15 protein-coding genes are annotated in these 16,689 nt (G+C 63.1%); 5 read left to right on the top strand and 10 right to left on the bottom strand.

Annotation, left to right across the window (positions count from 1 at the left end):
* Nucleotides 1-20: 20 nt before the first annotated feature.
* The 5 genes from metW to ACFY9W_RS04885 all read right to left on the bottom strand — a co-directional run bounded on the left by metW (nt 21) and on the right by ACFY9W_RS04885 (nt 4,021).
* Complete coding sequence (metW, locus tag ACFY9W_RS04905) at nt 21-641, bottom strand: methionine biosynthesis protein MetW (protein ID WP_003249106.1); 621 nt, start codon at nt 639-641, stop codon at nt 21-23.
* 7 nt (nt 642-648) lie between these two features.
* Nucleotides 649-1,788 carry a homoserine O-acetyltransferase gene (locus ACFY9W_RS04900; RefSeq protein WP_391126524.1) on the bottom strand — a complete coding sequence of 380 codons (1,140 nt, stop codon included), beginning with the start codon at nt 1,786-1,788 and terminating at the stop codon, nt 649-651.
* An 88-nt stretch (nt 1,789-1,876) separates the two neighbouring features.
* Nucleotides 1,877-2,467 (bottom strand): YggT family protein, encoded by a 591-nt coding sequence (locus tag ACFY9W_RS04895; RefSeq protein ID WP_391126521.1) that lies wholly within the window; start codon nt 2,465-2,467, stop codon nt 1,877-1,879.
* A gap of 10 nt (nt 2,468-2,477) precedes the next feature.
* Entirely contained in the window at nt 2,478-3,296 is an 819-nt protein-coding gene (gene proC, locus ACFY9W_RS04890) for a pyrroline-5-carboxylate reductase (protein ID WP_391126518.1), read from the bottom strand.
* Nucleotides 3,297-3,334: 38 nt separating this feature from the next.
* Complete coding sequence (locus ACFY9W_RS04885; RefSeq protein ID WP_391126515.1) at nt 3,335-4,021, bottom strand: YggS family pyridoxal phosphate-dependent enzyme; 687 nt, start codon at nt 4,019-4,021, stop codon at nt 3,335-3,337.
* A gap of 65 nt (nt 4,022-4,086) precedes the next feature.
* Between ACFY9W_RS04885 and ACFY9W_RS04880 the strand changes: the two genes are divergently transcribed.
* Nucleotides 4,087-5,085: a PilT/PilU family type 4a pilus ATPase gene (locus ACFY9W_RS04880; RefSeq protein ID WP_391126513.1), complete on the top strand. Its 999-nt coding sequence runs from the start codon at nt 4,087-4,089 to the stop codon at nt 5,083-5,085.
* Between the two features lie 127 nt (nt 5,086-5,212).
* Here the strand turns inward: ACFY9W_RS04880 and ACFY9W_RS04875 are convergent, their stop codons facing one another.
* Entirely contained in the window at nt 5,213-5,839 is a 627-nt protein-coding gene (locus ACFY9W_RS04875; protein ID WP_391126509.1) for an NlpC/P60 family protein, read from the bottom strand.
* Nucleotides 5,840-6,005: 166 nt separating this feature from the next.
* Between ACFY9W_RS04875 and ACFY9W_RS04870 the strand changes: the two genes are divergently transcribed.
* Nucleotides 6,006-6,425, top strand: a complete 420-nt coding sequence (locus tag ACFY9W_RS04870; RefSeq protein WP_391126506.1) for an NINE protein — start codon at nt 6,006-6,008, stop codon at nt 6,423-6,425.
* A 34-nt stretch (nt 6,426-6,459) separates the two neighbouring features.
* Here the strand turns inward: ACFY9W_RS04870 and ACFY9W_RS04865 are convergent, their stop codons facing one another.
* The 3 genes from ACFY9W_RS04865 to ACFY9W_RS04855 all read right to left on the bottom strand — a co-directional run bounded on the left by ACFY9W_RS04865 (nt 6,460) and on the right by ACFY9W_RS04855 (nt 11,222).
* Nucleotides 6,460-7,158 carry an SPOR domain-containing protein gene (locus tag ACFY9W_RS04865; protein WP_391126503.1) on the bottom strand — a complete coding sequence of 233 codons (699 nt, stop codon included), beginning with the start codon at nt 7,156-7,158 and terminating at the stop codon, nt 6,460-6,462.
* A 1-nt stretch (nt 7,159) separates the two neighbouring features.
* Nucleotides 7,160-8,896, bottom strand: a complete 1,737-nt coding sequence (argS, locus tag ACFY9W_RS04860) for an arginine--tRNA ligase (protein WP_391126500.1) — start codon at nt 8,894-8,896, stop codon at nt 7,160-7,162.
* A 106-nt stretch (nt 8,897-9,002) separates the two neighbouring features.
* Nucleotides 9,003-11,222: a primosomal protein N' gene (locus tag ACFY9W_RS04855; protein WP_391126497.1), complete on the bottom strand. Its 2,220-nt coding sequence runs from the start codon at nt 11,220-11,222 to the stop codon at nt 9,003-9,005.
* Between the two features lie 167 nt (nt 11,223-11,389).
* On the opposite strand from ACFY9W_RS04855, the gene rpmE reads away from it, so the two are divergent.
* The 3 genes from rpmE (at nt 11,390) to ACFY9W_RS04840 (ending at nt 13,876) form a co-directional block, all read left to right on the top strand.
* Entirely contained in the window at nt 11,390-11,605 is a 216-nt protein-coding gene (gene rpmE, locus ACFY9W_RS04850) for a 50S ribosomal protein L31 (RefSeq protein ID WP_012274639.1), read from the top strand.
* Nucleotides 11,606-11,607: 2 nt separating this feature from the next.
* Nucleotides 11,608-12,429, top strand: a complete 822-nt coding sequence (locus tag ACFY9W_RS04845; protein WP_391126493.1) for a thermonuclease family protein — start codon at nt 11,608-11,610, stop codon at nt 12,427-12,429.
* 178 nt (nt 12,430-12,607) lie between these two features.
* Entirely contained in the window at nt 12,608-13,876 is a 1,269-nt protein-coding gene (locus ACFY9W_RS04840; protein WP_391126490.1) for a malic enzyme-like NAD(P)-binding protein, read from the top strand.
* Between the two features lie 196 nt (nt 13,877-14,072).
* On the opposite strand, the gene ACFY9W_RS04835 is transcribed toward ACFY9W_RS04840, so the two are convergent.
* Nucleotides 14,073-16,526 (bottom strand): PBP1A family penicillin-binding protein, encoded by a 2,454-nt coding sequence (locus ACFY9W_RS04835; RefSeq protein WP_391126487.1) that lies wholly within the window; start codon nt 16,524-16,526, stop codon nt 14,073-14,075.
* Nucleotides 16,527-16,689 lie beyond the last annotated feature (163 nt).

Here is a 16,689-nt window from a genome sequence, read left to right as displayed (position 1 = left end):
GGCGATTCCTCCGGTGGGCGTCAGACTGCGAGCTGGTGCTCTTGCAGGCCCGGGCTGCTGACGCGATAGATGCCGATCTCACCTAGAAGATTAGGCCAAAGCCGCCCACCCCACCCGTTGCGGTGCAAGTGGTCGACAGCCAGGCGGTCGAGCACCTTGGCCCTGCGCTCGTGCACCAGTTCTTCGAAGTCGGCAAAGGTGCAGAAGTGGATGTTCGGCGTGTTGTACCAGGTGTACGGCATGAAGTCCGACACCGGCATGCGGCCCTTGGTGGCCAGGTACCAGCGGCAGCGCCAGTGGCCGAAGTTGGGGAAGGTAATGATGCACTGGCGGCCCACGCGCAGCATCTCATCCAGGATGCGGTCGGGGTACTCCACGGCCTGCAGGGCCTGGGTCATGATCACTACATCGAAACTGTTGCTGGCGAAGTTGCCCAGGCCTTTGTCCAGGTCCTGCTCGATGACGTTGACGCCCTTCGCCACGCAGGCGGCGATGTTGTCGGCGTCGATCTCCAGGCCATAGCCGGTGACCTGCTTGCGGTCACGCAGCGAGGCCAGCAGTTCGCCGCTGCCGCAGCCCAGGTCGAGTACCCGGCTGCCGGCGGGGATCCAGTCGTGGATGATTTCCAGATCGGCTCTCATGCTGTCCTCAGATGGCAATGCGGTTCATGTAGTTCGAGAAACCCTGCATGTAGCGAGGCGTGGGGATCAGGAAGGCATCGTGCCCATAAGGCGAGTCGATCTCCAGGTAGCAGACGTTCTTGCGCGCCGCCATCAGGGCGTCGACGATCTCGCGCGAACGGGCCGGCGAGAAGCGCCAGTCGGTAGTGAACGACATGATGCAGTAATCCGCCTTGACGTGGGCCAGGGTGGCGGCCAGGTCGCCGCCTTGGCTGGCAGCCGGGTCGAAGTAGTCCAGCGCCTTGGTCATCAGCAGGTAGGTGTTGGCGTCGAAACGGCCGGAAAACTCCTCGCCCTGGTAGCGCAGGTAGCTTTCTACCTGGAACTCGACGCTGTGGAAGTCGTAGTTGAGCTTGTCGCTTTTAAGCTCACGGCCGAATTTTTCACCCATCGAGTCATCGGACAGGTAGGTGATGTGGCCAACCATGCGCGCCAGCATCAGGCCGCGCTTGGGGATCACGCCCTGGTCCTGGAACGAGCCACCGTGGAATTCGGGGTCGGTGAGGATGGCCTGGCGTGCCACCTCGTTGAAGGCGATGTTTTGCGCCGACAACTTGGGTGCCGAGGCGATGTCGACGCAGTGGCGTACACGCTCGGGGTAGGTCATGGTCCATTGCAGCGCCTGCATGCCGCCAAGGCTGCCGCCGACGATGGCTGCCCATTGTGCAATGCCCAGGCGGTCTGCCAGGCGTGCCTGGCTGTGCACCCAGTCTTCAACAGTCAGCACCGGGAAGTCGGCGCCATAAGGTTTGCCGGTTGCCGGGTTGATGCTGCTGGGGCCGGTACTGCCGTTACAGCCGCCGAGGTTGTTCAGGCTGACCACGAAGAAACGGTTGGTGTCGATCGGCTTGCCGGGGCCAATGCAGCTGTCCCACCAGCCCGGCTTGCGGTCGGTGGCGGCATGGTAGCCAGCGGCGTGGTGGTGGCCCGACAGGGCATGGCAGATCAGCACGGCGTTGCTCGCGCTGGCGTTCAGGGTGCCATAGGTCTCGTAGACCAGCTCGTAACTGGCCAGTGAACGGCCACAGGCCAGTGCCAGCGGTTCATCGAACCGGGCGGTTTGCGGTACTACCAGACCGACGGAATCTTCGGGAAAGACAGTGGACATCGACCCTGCTCACGCTTGACGGAGGCGTAAGTCTAAAGAGCGCTACCCCCAGCGGCAAGCAAAGGCTTGCCGCTGGAAGCAACCAGGGTCAGATCATGCGCCACAGTTCTTGTGGCATGCCTGCGTAGGCAGCCAGAGGGGGCATGACGAACGACTGGATCACCTGGATTGCCAGGAAGGCGAAGATCGGCGAAATGTCCATGCCGCCCAGGTTGGGCACGATGCGGCGGAACGGTGCCAGCACCGGTTCGCTGATCTGGTAGGCCAGCTCGGCTGCGGGGTTATGGCTATTGGGCGCGACCCACGAAACGATCACCATCACGATCATCGCCACCCAGAAGATCTTCAGGAACAGCGAGGTGATGCCGATGATCGCCCACATCAGCAGGTGCAGGACGTCGCCGAAGGTGCCATAGGTGACCATCAGCACGAAGCCCATCAGCAGGGCCTGGATAACGATGGCCAACAGCAGCGACGAGGTGTCCAGCCCGGCCACACTGGGGATGACCCGACGAATCGGCTTGAGCAGCGGCTGGGTGGCACGCACCGCAAACTGGCACAGCGGGTTGTAGAAGTTGGCTTTGACCAGTTGCAGGACGAAGCGCAGCAGAACGATCACCAGGTACAGGCTGACCAGGGTTTGCACCACGAAGATCGCGGCGCCGGACAGTGCATTCATCTAAAGCTCCTTATTTGCCCAGTTGTTCGGCCAGCTCGGCGGAGCGCGTGGCCGCAGCCTGCAGTGCCTGCTCGACGATGGCCTCGAAGCCGCTGGCCTGGAACGACTTGATCGCTGCTTCCGTGGTGCCTGCGGGCGAGGTGACGCGGCGACGCAGTTCGGCGGCATCGACATCGCTGGCAACTGCCATGCGGGCAGCGCCAAGCGCGGTCTGCAAGGTCAGTTGGGACGCGGTTTCACGCGGCAGGCCAAGTTTTTCGCCTGCAGCGGTCATGGCCTCGATCAGCAGGAAGAAATACGCAGGGCCGCTGCCGGACACAGCGGTCACAGCGTCCAGTTGTTGTTCCTGCTCCAGCCACAAGGCCGTGCCCACCGCAGACAGCAGTTGTTCGGCCTGCTGGCGTTGCCCGTCGGACACTTCAGCGGTGGCGTAAAGGCCGCTCACGCCTTGGCGCAGCAGCGCCGGGGTGTTGGGCATGCAGCGCACCACCGGGCGGGGGCCTACCCAGCTTTGCAGGCTGGCGCAGGTGATGCCGGCGGCGATCGATACGATCAGCTGGCCATCGTGCAGGTTGGGTTGCAGGGCCTGACACACGGCTTTCATGACTTGCGGCTTGACCGCCAGCACGATCACATCGGCGCCGTCGATGGCCTGGGCGTTGTTCTCGAAGGTTTCGATACCGTGCTCGGCCTGGATGCGGCTGCGGGTCTCGGCGCCCGGGTCGCTGGCGCGGATCTGCGAGGCGTCCAGGCCCTGGGCACGCAGACCACCGATCAGGCTGGCGGCCATGTTGCCGGCGCCGATGAAGGCAATACGAGTGTTGCTCATGTCAGGTCCTTGTGGGAAAGAGTGAGTAAAGCATGCAATCAGTTTTGACCGTAGTCGCGGGCGCCGAACAGGGCGGTACCGATACGCACCCAGGTCGCGCCCTGTGCAATTGCCGCTTCCAGGTCGTGGCTCATGCCCATGGACAGCGTGTCCAGGCCAAGGTCCATGCCCTCCTGCAAGGCACGCAAGCTTGCGAAGGCGGCCTCTTGGGCCACGCGGTCATCAGTGGGTTCGGGGATTGCCATCAGCCCGCGCAGGCGCAGGTTTGGCAGCGCGACCACGGCCTTGGCCAGGGCCGGAAGATCGGCGGGAGCACAGCCGGACTTGCTGTCTTCGCCGCTGACGTTCACCTGCAGGCAGATGTTCAGTGGCGCCAGCCCGGCAGGGCGCTGCTCGGACAGGCGTTGGGCAATTTTCAGGCGGTCCACGGAATGTACCCAGTCGAAATGCTCGGCGATGGCTTTGGTCTTGTTCGACTGAATGGGGCCGATGAAGTGCCAGATCAAGGGCAAGTCGCCGAGTTCCTGCTGCTTTGTCAGCGCTTCCTGTAGGTAGTTTTCCCCGAAATCGCGCACACCGGCAGCGTGGACCTCGCGGATGGCGCTGGCGGGTTTGGTCTTGCTCACGGCCAGCAGCTGGACGCTGGCCGGATCACGCCCGGCAGCCTGGGCAGCGCTGGCGATACGGGCGGAAATAGCGGAAAGGTTGTCTGCTAGGGTGGACATGGACGGATGCCGACGGCTGTAGGGTCTGCGGCATTCTACCTACTTGAAGGCCTTTGGGGAGTCTCATGGATGTGACTGAACTGTTGGCCCAGGCCGTGCAGGCGGGGGCTTCGGACCTGCACCTGGCGGCGGGCCAGGTACCGATGCTGCGCCTGGAGGGCGAGTTGCAGCGGATGAACATGCCGGCTCTGGTGCCGGCAGGCCTGGCCGAGGGTATGGCGCCCTTGCTGGCTGAACACCAACGACAGCAGTGGGCACAGGGCGATGAGCTGGACCTGGCGCTGGAGGTCCCCACACTTGGCCGCTTTCGGCTGAACCTGTTTCGCCAACTGAATGGCCCCGGGGTTACTTTTCGGCTGATCCCGAGGGGGATCGCCACGCTGGATGAACTTGACCTGAGAGATGTGTATCAAGCTGTTGCGCAATGCAGTGATGGCCTGATCCTGATAGGTGGGCCTACCGGCAGTGGCAAGTCCAGCACCTTGGCGACGTTGCTCGACCAGCTGAACCGCGAGCGGGCGCTGCACATCATCACCCTCGAAGACCCGGTCGAAGTTATCCACAGCAGCCAGCGCAGCCTGATCAACCAGCGCGAGATTGGCCGCCATAGCGGCGGCTTCGCCCAAGGGCTGCGCAGTGCGCTGCGCCAGGACCCGGATGTGATCATGATCGGTGAGTTGCGTGATCTTGAATCCGTTCGCCTGGCCTTGCGCGCGGCCGAGACCGGGCACCTGGTAATGGCGACTGTGCATACGCGTTCGGCGGCGGGCAGTATTGATCGCCTGGTGGACGTGTTTGCAGCCGAGGAAAAGCCGTTGGTGCGGGCCATGCTGGCGGAATCGCTAAGGCTGGTAGTGGCGCAGGTGCTGGTCAGGCGTGAAGGCGGGGGCCGGGTAGCGGCAAGGGAGGTGCTGGTGGCGACGCCGGCGGTGCGTAATCTGGTGCGGGAAGGGCGGATGGCGCAGTTGTGTTCGGTGATGCAGGCGGGGGCGGCGGAGGGGATGCGGACGATGGAGGGGGCTTTGCGGGGGTTGAGGGAAAGGGGGGTGATCAGCGATTTATAGTGCCAGTGCCGGCCCTTTCGCGGGCACGCCCGCTCCCACAGGTATGGCGTTTCCCGTGAGAGGGGCGACGTACCTGTGGGAGCGGGCGCGCCCGCGAAGAGGCCGGAACAGGATAACGCCGATCAGCTCAGCGCTTGGCCAGGCTCAGCTGTTGCTGTTCTTTCGGTAGCACCCGTTTGGCCACTACGTAGTGCTTCTGCCAGTAAGGCTTGCTCAGGGTGTCGATGCTCACCCGCTTGCCACGCCGCGGCGCATGGATGAAGCGGTCGTTGCCCAGGTAGATGGCAACATGGTTCACCCGACGGCTCTTGATGTTGAAGAAAATCAGGTCACCAGGCTTCAGGTCGCCCTTGGCCACTTTCACGCCGTGGCCTTGGGCCATGGCATTGGAGGTGCGCGGCAGGTCGACGTCTGCGACATCGTTGAAGGCGTATTTGACCAGCCCGCTGCAGTCGAAGCCTTTTTTCGGGCTGCTGCCACCCCAAACGTAGGGGGTGCCGAGCACATTCACCGCACGGCTGAGCACATCGCTGCTCTGTTTCGGCGACATGGCAGCCACCGGCACACCGCGGCTGCTTGCAGCGTTGCCTGGGCGTGCGCGCAGGGTGGTCTGCTTGACCGGCGCGTGTTTCACCGAGGCATTGGTGGTGTAGCCGGTGAAACCATTGGGAAGACGTTGCTCACGATTGGTGGCGTGGGCGGCCAGGGGCAATAATAGACAGAGGGTCAGCCATGTCTTGAATAAAGGCGGCATAGATGAAGCTCTTATGAATAGTTATGTGTTGGGCGCGCAACTTTATAACAGCTTTTTGATCATTATTTGATCCGTTGGTCGATTGCCCACGTGCCATACGTCGGCCTGCGACGAGAAAGTCACATTTTTTTTTAGAAAATTTTTGGATAACCCAAGAGGGCTATGAATGAACAGTTATGAACAGGGGGCGCCCTATCACGACACTCACAGCAAGGTCATCGGCTACCTGCTGTGGATTTTCGGCTTCACCGGGTCGCATCGTTTCTACTATGGCAAGCCCGTCACCGGCACCATCTGGTTCTTTACCCTGGGGCTGCTGGGCATTGGCTGGCTGATCGACCTGTTCCTGATCCCGTCCATGGACCGTGAGGCTGACCTTCGGTTCCAGTCCGGGCGCATCGACTACAACATCGCCTGGGTGCTGCTGACCTTCCTTGGGGTGTTTGGCCTGCACCGGCTGTATCAGGGCAAGTGGATTACCGCGATCATCTACTTCTTTACCGGCGGGCTGTTCCTGGTGGGGGTGCTGTATGACTTCTGGACGTTGAACAGCCAGGTTTCCGAGAGGAATGCGGGGCGGGGTTGAGAAGGCTGGGGCGCAAAGCGCCCCTGTTGAAAGGTTACTGGCGGGTCTGGCGCTGTTGCAGCAACAGGTTGGCGAACCCTGCCCCTGCCAGCTGTTTCTGTGCCCCGGTCAGCTGTTCGCGGTTGCTGAACGGCCCGACCAGTACGCGGTACCAGGTTTCATCCTTGACCGTACCCGACTCCACCTTCACCGCCTGGCCCAGCAGGATGATCTGCGCGCGGACCTTGTCGGCATCGGCCTGCTTGCGGAACGAGCCGGCCTGCAGGAAGTACTGGGTGGTCGCGGCCGGCTTGATCACCGGCGGTGCCGGTGGTGGGGTCTGGCCCAGCAACGCCGCCTGGGCCCGTGCGGTGTCGATCTTCGCCGCTTCTGCCGGCGTTACCGGGGCCACCGGCTGGGCGGGCACTGGTGGCGTCTTCTCGGGAACGGCCTCTGGCGGCACGATTACCTCAGACTCCGGCAGCAACGTGTAGAAGTCGTATTTCGGCTTCACAGGCTGCTGCGGGGTGGCCTGGGCCGGCTTGCCGGCCTCGACCACTTTCTCCGGCTTCTGCTGCTCGGGTTTGGTGCGCTTGATGTCTTCGCCACCCGGCTCGAGCTTCATCAGGAATACGATGAATGCGCCTACGGTAAGGCCGACGGCCATCCATACCCAGCCGGGGATCGGCTGCTTGGCCGGCGCCGTCTGACGACTGGCGCCGCGCTTGGGGGCGGGTTTCTTCTTGGCAGCCAACTTACATGCGCTCCAGGGTTTCCAGGCCGAGCAGTTCCAGACCTTGTTTGAGGGTGCGGCCGGTCAGGGCGGCCAGGCGCAGGCGGCTTTGCTGCTGCTCTGGGGTTTCTGCAGCGAGGATCGGGCAGTTCTCGTAGAAACTGGAGAACAGGCCGGCGAGGTCGTACAGGTAGCTGCACAGCACGTGCGGTGTGCCCTTGTCGGCGACGTTATTGAGGATTTCGCCAAACTGCGCCAGGCGTGCAGCCAGGTCCTGCTCGTGGGGAGCCTGTAGCACGATGTTGCCGTCAACTTCGTCAAAGCCCTTGCCCAGCTTGCGGAATACACCGGCCACGCGGGTGTAGGCGTACAGCAGGTAAGGGGCGGTGTTGCCTTCGAAGTTGAGCATCAGTTCGAAGTTGAAGCTGTAGTCGCTGGTGCGGTGCTTGGACAGGTCGGCGTACTTCACTGCGCCAATGCCCACCACTTCGCCGATGTGACGCAGGTCTTCGTCGGCCAGGCTCGGGTTCTTTTCCTTGACCAGCGCGTAGGCGCGCTCCTTGGCCTCGGTGAGCAGGTCGATCAGCTTCACGGTGCCGCCGTCACGGGTCTTGAACGGGCGGCCGTCGGCGCCGTTCATGGTGCCGAAGCCCATGTGCTCCATTTGCATCGGGTGGCCGACAAAGCCTGCACGGCGCGCCACTTCGAACACCTGGTTGAAGTGCAGGGCCTGGCGCTGATCGACGAAGTACAGGGCGCGGTCAGCCTTGAGCACGTTGCTGCGGTAGCGTACCGCAGCCAGGTCGGTGGTGGCGTACAGGTAGCCGCCGTCGGCTTTCTGCACGATGACCGGCAGTGGTTCGCCTTCGCTGTTCTTGAATTCTTCGAGGAACACGCACTGCGCGCCCTGGTCTTCGACCAGCAAGCCCTTGGCCTTGAGGTCGGCCACCACGTTGGCCAGGTCGTTGTTGTAGGCACTTTCGCCCATCACGTCGGCCATGGTCAGTTTGACGTTGAGCAGCTCGTAGGTCTTCTGGCAGTGCGACAGCGAGATGTCCTTGAAGCGTGTCCACAGGGCCAGGCAGTCCGGGTCGCCGGCTTGCAGCTTGACCACCAGGCCGCGGGCGCGGGTGGCGAACTCTTCCGACTCGTCAAAGCGCTTCTTGGCCGCGCGGTAGAAGTTTTCCAGGTCCGACAGCTCGTCGCTGGTGATCGGGTTTTCCTGCAGATAGGCCATCAGCATGCCGAACTGGGTACCCCAGTCGCCCACATGGTTCTGGCGAATCACGTTGTCCCCCAGGAACTCCAGTACGCGAGCCACGCTGTCCCCGATGATGGTCGAACGCAGGTGGCCGACGTGCATCTCCTTGGCCAGGTTCGGTGCCGACATGTCGATGACGACTTTTTCGCTCGCACCGGCCTTGCGCACGCCCAGGTGGGCGTCGGCCAGGGCGGCGTCCAGGCGATTGGCCAGGGCGTCGGTATTCTGGAAGAAGTTCAAAAAGCCCGGGCCGGCAATCTCGACCTTGCTGATGTCGGCGCTGGCCGGCAGGGCATTGATCAGTTTTTCGGCCAGGTCGCGCGGCTTCATGCCCGCCTGCTTGGCCAGCATCATGGCGATGTTGCTGGCGAAGTCGCCGTGGGTCTTGTCCCGGGCGTTTTCCACCTGGATCGCCGGCGACAGCCCTTCAGGCAGCACACCGTCGGTGACGAGTTGGGTGAGGGCTTGCTGGATCAGCTGGCGAATGGTGTCTTTCATGGGGATCTCTTTTCGACCGCAAGCGCGGTGAGCGCCTGGATGCGCAGGTGGAAAAACTGGGCATTATCCGTTGCCGGGAGCGGGTTGCCAACCTTTGGGCTGCAGCTCAGTAAAGGTCGACCGGGTCGACGTCCAGTGACCAACGGACCTGGCGCCCGCTCGGCATCTGCTCCAACACTAGCAACCAGGCGCTGATCAGTCGATGCAAAGGCGCCCGGGTATTGGCCTGAATCAACAGTTGCGCGCGGTAGCGCCCGGCCCGACGCTCCATGGGGGCGGGTACCGGGCCCAGCAGTTCGATACCCGGCAAGCGCTGCTCGGCCACCAGGCGCTCGGCGGCAGCGCACGCTTCGTCGAGGAAGCCTTCGGCCTGCCCCGGCTTGTGCGCCTCGGCTCGCAACAGTACCAGGTGGGAGTAAGGCGGCAGCCCGGCGGCGCGGCGTTCATCCAGGGCCTGTTCGGCAAAAGCGAAGTAGCCCTGCTCGGTGAGCTGCACCAGCAGCGGGTGGTCTGCCAGATGGGTCTGGATGATGACCTTGCCGGGCTCTTCGGCGCGCCCGGCACGCCCGGCTACCTGCACGATCAGCTGCGCCATGCGCTCGCTGGCGCGGAAATCGCCGGAGAACAGCCCGCCATCGGCATCGAGGATGGCTACCAGGGTCACACGTGGGAAGTGGTGGCCCTTGGCAAGCATCTGCGTGCCGACAAGGATGCTCGGCTGGCCGCGCTGGATGGTGCTGAACAGGTTGTGCATGGCGTCCTTGCGCGCCGTGCTGTCGCGGTCTACCCGCAGGATCGGGTAGTCCGGAAACAGCACCTTCAGGCGTTCTTCGGCGCGCTCTGTGCCAGCACCGACCGGGCGCAGGTCAACGTGGTTGCACTGCGGGCACTGGTGCGGCAGGCGTTCGTCATAGCCACAGTGGTGGCAGCGCAGTACGCCGGAACGCTGATGCACGGTCATGCGCGCATCGCAGCGCGGGCATTCGGACAGCCATCCACAATCGTGGCACAGCAAGGTCGGGGCAAAACCGCGGCGGTTGAGGAACACCAGCACCTGCTGGCCCGCCTCCAGGGTCTGGCGGATGGCCTGTTGCAACGGGCCGCTGATGCCGCTGTCCAGTGGCAGGCTCTTTACATCCAGCCGCAGCATGCGTGGCGGGCGTGCGCCGCCAGCGCGCTGGTTCATGCGCAGCAGGCGGTAGCGGCCGGTAAGGGCGTTGTGCAAGGTTTCCAGCGACGGCGTGGCGGAGCCGAGCAGGATCGGGATGTTCTCCTGATGGGCGCGCACCAGTGCCAGGTCGCGTGCGTGATAGCGCAGGCCCTCCTGCTGTTTATAGGAGCCGTCGTGCTCCTCGTCGATGATGATCAGGCCGGGGTTTTTCATGGGCGTGAACAAGGCTGAACGGGTGCCGATGATGATGTCGGCCTCGCCGTCCCGCGCCGCCAGCCAGGCGTCCAGGCGCTCGCGGTCGTTCACCGCCGAATGCAGCAGGGCAATGCGGGCGTTGAAGCGTTGCTCGAAACGCGCCAGGGTCTGTGGGCCGAGGTTGATCTCCGGGATCAGCACCAGTGCCTGCTTGCCGGCCTCCAGGGTTTCGCGGATCAGTTGCAGGTAGACCTCGGTCTTGCCGCTGCCGGTGACACCGGCCAGCAGAAACGCGCCGAAGCTGCCAAAGCCTTCGCGTACGGCGTCGAAGGCGTCGCGTTGCTCCTCGTTAAGGGGCAGTTCCGGCTGCGCCAGCCAGTGTTCATGGCGCAGGGCCGGCAGGTGGCGACGGACTTCGATCTGTACCAGATCCTTGGCCAGCAGCAGGTCGAGGCTGTCCTTGTTCAGGTTGAGCTTGGCCAGCAGGCTGTGGGCCACACCATGCGGGTGCTGGGCCAGGGTCTTGAGGGCGTCGCGCTGGCGCGGTGCACGGGCGATGCGTGGGTCTTCCAGGCGGGCACCGGGGGCAATGTGCCAGAAGCGTTCCTGGCGCATTTCGGCGGGTTCGCCTTGGCGCAGCAGCGTGGGCAAGGCCCAGCTCAGGGTGTCGCCCAGGCTGTGCTGGTAGTACTGGGCGGTCCACAGGCACAGCTTGAACAGCGACGCGGGAATGGCGGATACCGGGTCGAGCAGGGCGCTGGCGGGCTTGAGTTTGTCGGCAGGCACTTCGCTTTGTGCGCACACCTCTACCAGTACGCCGATCATTTCGCGACGGCCGAATGGCACGCGAATGCGCATGCCCGGGGTCAAGGTCTGGCGCGCCATGCTCGCTGGCGCCTTGTAGTCGAACAGGCGACGCAGCGGGGAGGGCAGGGCAAGGCGCAGGATGACGTCGGACACGCAAAAAGTCTCGGAGGGCGTTACAAGAACTGGCGAGCCTAGCAGACGACGGTCGGTGCAAGCGACACCTTGCGCTGGCGCTGTGCTCTGGTATTATTCGCCGCCTAATTACGTGCGGTATTCAACAATTGGTGTTGGGTGGCGGCACGCAGCTCGAGGAAGTGACCATGAAAGAAGGTATCCACCCGAACTACGAAGTAGTTGCAGTCACCTGCAGCTGCGGCAACAAGTTCGAAACCCGTTCGACCCTGGGCAATGTCCTGTCGATCGACGTTTGCAACCTGTGCCACCCGTTCTACACCGGTAAGCAGAAAGTCCTGGACACCGGCGGCCGCGTACAGAAGTTCGCCGATCGCTTCGGTATGTTCGGTACCAAGAAGTAATCATGCGCATGGCGAACCCCTCGGGTTTCGCAGTGCTGCAAAAAAAGGCGCCCCTTGTGGGCGCTTTTTTTATGGGCGTCATCTGGCACGTTCCCGCCATGGCGTTCTGCCCGCTGCCGGACCAGCCACAACAGGTGCTGGTGCGCCAGGTGGTGGATGGCGATACCTTGCGCCTGGCCGATGGCCGCAGCGTACGGCTGATTGGTATCAATGCCCCGGAAATCGGCCGCAACGGCCGTACCAGCGAGCCCTATGCCGAGGCCGCCAAGCGGCGCCTTCAGGCACTGGTCAAGGCCAGTGACGGGCGTGTCGGGCTGGTGCCTGGCGTGGAAGGCAAGGACAAATATGGCCGCACACTGGCGCATATCTACGGGCGTAATGGCGACAATCTGGAAGCACAGTTGCTCAGCGAGGGCTTGGGCTACCGCGTGGCCGTTGCCCCCAACGTACGCCTCAGCGGCTGTCAGAAAGCAGCCGAGCAAGCGGCGCGCAAGGCCGGTAGCGGCCTGTGGCGCCGTTCGCCCGTAGTGCGTGCCAGTGATGTCAGGCAGTCAGGGTTCGCTGTAGTCGCTGGCCGTATCAAAGGAATCGACCGCAACCGTGGCGGCGTCTGGCTGAACCTGGATGACACGGTGGTACTGCAGGTTCCCGCTCGTCTGCAGCGCAACTTCCCCGCCAGCTTCTTCGATAATCTCAAGGGACGCCAGGTTGAAGCGCGTGGCTGGGTGCTGGACCGTTCCCGCAAGGGTGGCCTGAAGCCCGGGCAGCGACGCTGGGTGTTGCCATTGACCGATCCGAGCATGTTGGAGCGTATTTCAGGCTAAAAGATGTAGACATTTCGCTATTTGATTGTACACACTGTTAGCCGTATGCCCCCGTGGGTTCTAGCGTAAAGTCGTAGGCTAAAGGCCTTGACACAAGTGACCGACCAGTCTTGTGACTCCCCGGCTCTTTGCGTATCCTCGGCGGTCCGTCAGAACAGTAAATAGCGGAATGCCCACCATGTCAGACCTGAAAACCGCCGCTCTCGAATACCACGCTCAACCTCGTCCGGGGAAACTGAGCGTCGAACTCTCCAAGCCCACTGCCACCGCCCGTGACCTCGCCCTGGCCTACAGCCCAGGTGTTGCTGAGCCCGTGCGTGAAATTGGCCGTGATCCGGAGCTGGCTTACAAATACACCGGCAAAGGCAACCTGGTTGCGGTGATTTCCGATGGCACCGCCATCCTCGGTCTGGGTGACCTCGGCCCACTGGCTTCCAAGCCGGTCATGGAAGGCAAGGGTGTTCTGTTCAAGCGTTTCGCCGGTATCGACGTGTTCGACATCGAAGTCGAATCGGAAAGCCCGCAAGCATTCATCGACACCGTTCGCCGCATCTCGATCACCTTCGGTGGTATCAACCTCGAAGACATCAAGGCGCCTGAGTGCTTCGAAATCGAGCGCACCCTGATCGAACAGTGCGACATCCCGGTGTTCCACGATGACCAGCACGGTACCGCCATCGTGACCGCGGCCGGCATGATCAACGCACTGGAAATCGCCGGCAAGAAGCTGGAAGACGCCAAGATCGTCTGCCTGGGTGCTGGCGCTGCCGCCATCTCCTGCATGAAGTTGCTGGTGAGCATGGGTGCGAAGGTCGAGAACATCTACATGATCGACCGCAGCGGCGTGATTCACGCTGGCCGTGACGACCTGAACCAGTACAAGGCTCAGTTCGCCCACGCCACCGACAAGCGCACCCTGGCTGATGCCCTGAACGGTGCCGATGTGTTCGTAGGCCTGTCCGGCCCGAACCTGCTGAGCCCGGAAGGCCTGAAGTCGATGGCGGCCAACCCGATCGTGTTCGCCTGCTCGAACCCGGACCCGGAAATTTCGCCAGAACTGGCGCACGCCACGCGCAGCGACGTGATCATGGCTACCGGTCGTTCCGACTACCCGAACCAGGTCAACAACGTACTGGGCTTCCCGTTCATCTTCCGTGGTGCCCTGGACGTTCGCGCCAAGCGCATCAACGAAGAAATGAAAATTGCCGCTGCCATCGCCCTGAAGGACCTGGCCAAGCTGCCAGTGCCGAAGGAAGTGTGCGAAGCCTACGGTGTTGAAGGCCTGGAATTCGGCCGTGAGTACATCATTCCGAAGCCGCTGGACGCACGCCTGATCACCGTCGTATCCGACGCTGTGGCCAAGGCCGCCATCGAATCCGGCGTGGCTACCCTGCCGTATCCGAAGCACTACCCGCTGAACAGCGTGGATGAAGTCTTCAACGGCTGATTGCCGCTGTAGCGACATGAAAAAGCCCCGGCTCGCAAGAGCCGGGGCTTTTTTATTTGCCGAAGTATCGGGCTGACGCGACCCCTTGTGGGAGCGGGCGTGCCCGCGAAGAATGTAACGCGGCGGCTGGCACCGGCTGCGCCGGTGTTCGCGGGCACGCCCGCTCCCACAGGGGCGGTGTTGCCTTTGAGACCTGTTAGAACAGATCCATCGGCGCCGCTTCGTCTGCCGGCAGCGGGCTGCCCGGCGCTGCGCCATTGCCCAGCTCATCCACCGACGGTGGCGAGTCTTCGGCCTTGAACAGTTCGAAGTAGGCGTTCGGTGTGCTCGGCGATGCCGCACGGCCACTGACCGGGTCTACACGCAGGCTGAGTATGCCTTCCGGCTCTGCTGGCGCATGCGCCGGCTTGTCCTTGAGGGCTGCGCCCATGAAGCTCATCCAGATCGGCAGCGCCGCTGTACCACCATACTCGCGGCGGCCGAGGGTTTCCGGCTGGTCGAAGCCGACCCATACAGTAGTCACGTAATCGGCGTTGTAGCCGGAGAACCAGGCGTCCTTGGATTCGTTGGTGGTACCCGTCTTGCCCGCCAGGTCGGTACGGCCCAGGGCCAGCGCCCGACGGCCTGTGCCGCGCTTGATCACATCCTGCAGCATGCTGGTAAGGATGTAGGTGGTGCGGCCATCGATGATCTGCTCGGCCACCGCAGGTGCCTGTGGTGCGGTCGCTACCTGGCTGAAGGCCGGTGGTGCTTCGCCTGGCATGGCTGCGGTGCTGATCGGTTGTTCGGGTGCAGCCAGGCCAGCCTGGTCCTCGGCACCTTGCGGTACGCGGGGCGGGTTGGCGGTGAACAGTGTTTCGCCGCTGCGGCTTTCGATGCGGTCGATCAGGTACGGGGTGATCTTGTAGCCGCCGTTGGCAAAGGTACTCCAGCCGGTGGCAATTTCCATCGGCGTGAGGGTAGCTGTGCCCAGGGCCAGCGACAGGTTGCGCGGCAGGTCCTGCTTGTTGAAGCCGAACTTGGCAATGTAGTCGATAGTGCGGTCTACACCCATGGCCTGCAGCAAGCGGATCGACACCAGGTTGCGCGACTTGTACAGCGCTTCACGCATGCGGATCGGGCCGAGGAAGGTGTTGGTGTCGTTCTTCGGCCGCCACACTTTGTCCACCGACTCGTCGACGAACACGATGGGCGCATCGTTGACCAGGGTGGCTGCCGTGTAGCCGCTGTCCAGTGCGGCACTGTAGATGAACGGCTTGAAGCTCGAACCCGGTTGGCGTTTGGCCTGCATGGCGCGGTTGTAGTTGCTCTGCTCGAACGAGAAGCCGCCAACCAGTGCGCGAATAGCGCCGTTGTAAGGGTCGAGGGTGACCAGGGCGCTTTGTGCGCCAGGCACTTGGCTGAACTTGAACTTGCCATCGTCCAGACGTTGCAGGCGCACCAGGTCACCGACCTGGGCCACGTCGGCCGGAGACAGCGGTGTACGGCCCTGGGCGTTGCTATTGATGAACGGGCGCGCCCACTTCATGGTGTCCCAGGCAACTTCGGCTTGCTGGCCGTCCCGGGTCAGAACCTTGAGGCCGGTTTTTTCGACATGGGTGACGATGGCCGGCTCCAGCCCCCCAAGGATGCGCTGCTTGCCCAGCTCTTGCAGCCAGGCAGCCTGGGTACGGCCCGGGAAGCGTGCTTCGGGGCCGCGGTAACCGTGGCGTTCGTCGTAGTCGGAGAGGCCGTTGAGGATGGCCTTGTTGGCCATGTCCTGCATGTCGCTGGGCACGGTGGTAGTGACGCGGAACCCTTCGGTGTACGCGTCGCTGCCGTAACGCCCGACCATTTCGGCACGGGCCATTTCTGCGATGTAAGGGGCGTTCACCTCAGGCGTCGGCACGTGATAGCTGGCATTGAGCGGCTCGGCCAGGGCGGCCTGGTAGCTGGCTTCGTCGATCTTGCCCAGCTTGTACATGCGGCCGAGGATCCAGTCGCGGCGCTCCTTGGCGCGCACCGGGTTGGCCAGCGGGTTGAAGCGTGACGGTGCCTTGGGCAGGCCGGCGATCATCGCCATCTGCGCCAGGCTCACGTCGCGGATCGATTTGCCGTAGTAAACCTGCGCGGCGGCGTCGATGCCGTAGGCGCGGTTGCCCAGGTAGATCTTGTTCACGTACAGCTCGAGGATTTCGTCCTTGGTCAGCTCACGCTCGATCTGCAGGGCCAGCAGGATCTCGTTGGTTTTGCGCGAGAAGCTGCGTTCGCTGGTGAGGAAGAAGTTCTTCGCCACCTGCATGGTGATGGTGCTGCCGCCGGTCTGGATATGCCCGGTTTTCACCAACTGGGTTGCGGCGCGCATCAGGCTGCTGGGGTCGACACCATAGTGGTTGAGGAAATTGTCGTCCTCGGCTGACAGAAGCGCCTGAATGAACTGTGGCGGAATTTCCGCAAAACGGATCGGCGAGCGGCGCATTTCGCCGAATTCGGCAATCAGTTTACCGTCGCTGCTGTACACCCTGAGGGGGATCTGCAACTGGATGCTTCTGAGGGATTCGACCGAGGGCAGGCTGGGGCTAAGATACAGAAACGCACCGCTCACACCGAGTACGAGCGCGCAGATGACTGCGACGGAAGACCACCAGAAGAACTTCAGCAGACGTATCAAGGCTTTTCGGTGTCCAGGTTGGGAGTGGATTGCACGCAGGTCCGGCGGACCGGAAAACGCTGGGCATTATAAGCATTTTTCGCCTCTCCGGGTTACCGGCCGGGCGGCCCGTCGGCCCGACGGGCAGGCCGGGGCCAGTGTTGACGCGGGGTTGCGACAGGCC

Origin of the sequence: Pseudomonas sp. NPDC008258 (assembly GCF_042956345.1) — a bacterium.
Taxonomy (GTDB): Bacteria; Pseudomonadota; Gammaproteobacteria; order Pseudomonadales; family Pseudomonadaceae; genus Aquipseudomonas.
This window is presented reverse-complemented; position numbering and strand designations above follow the sequence as displayed.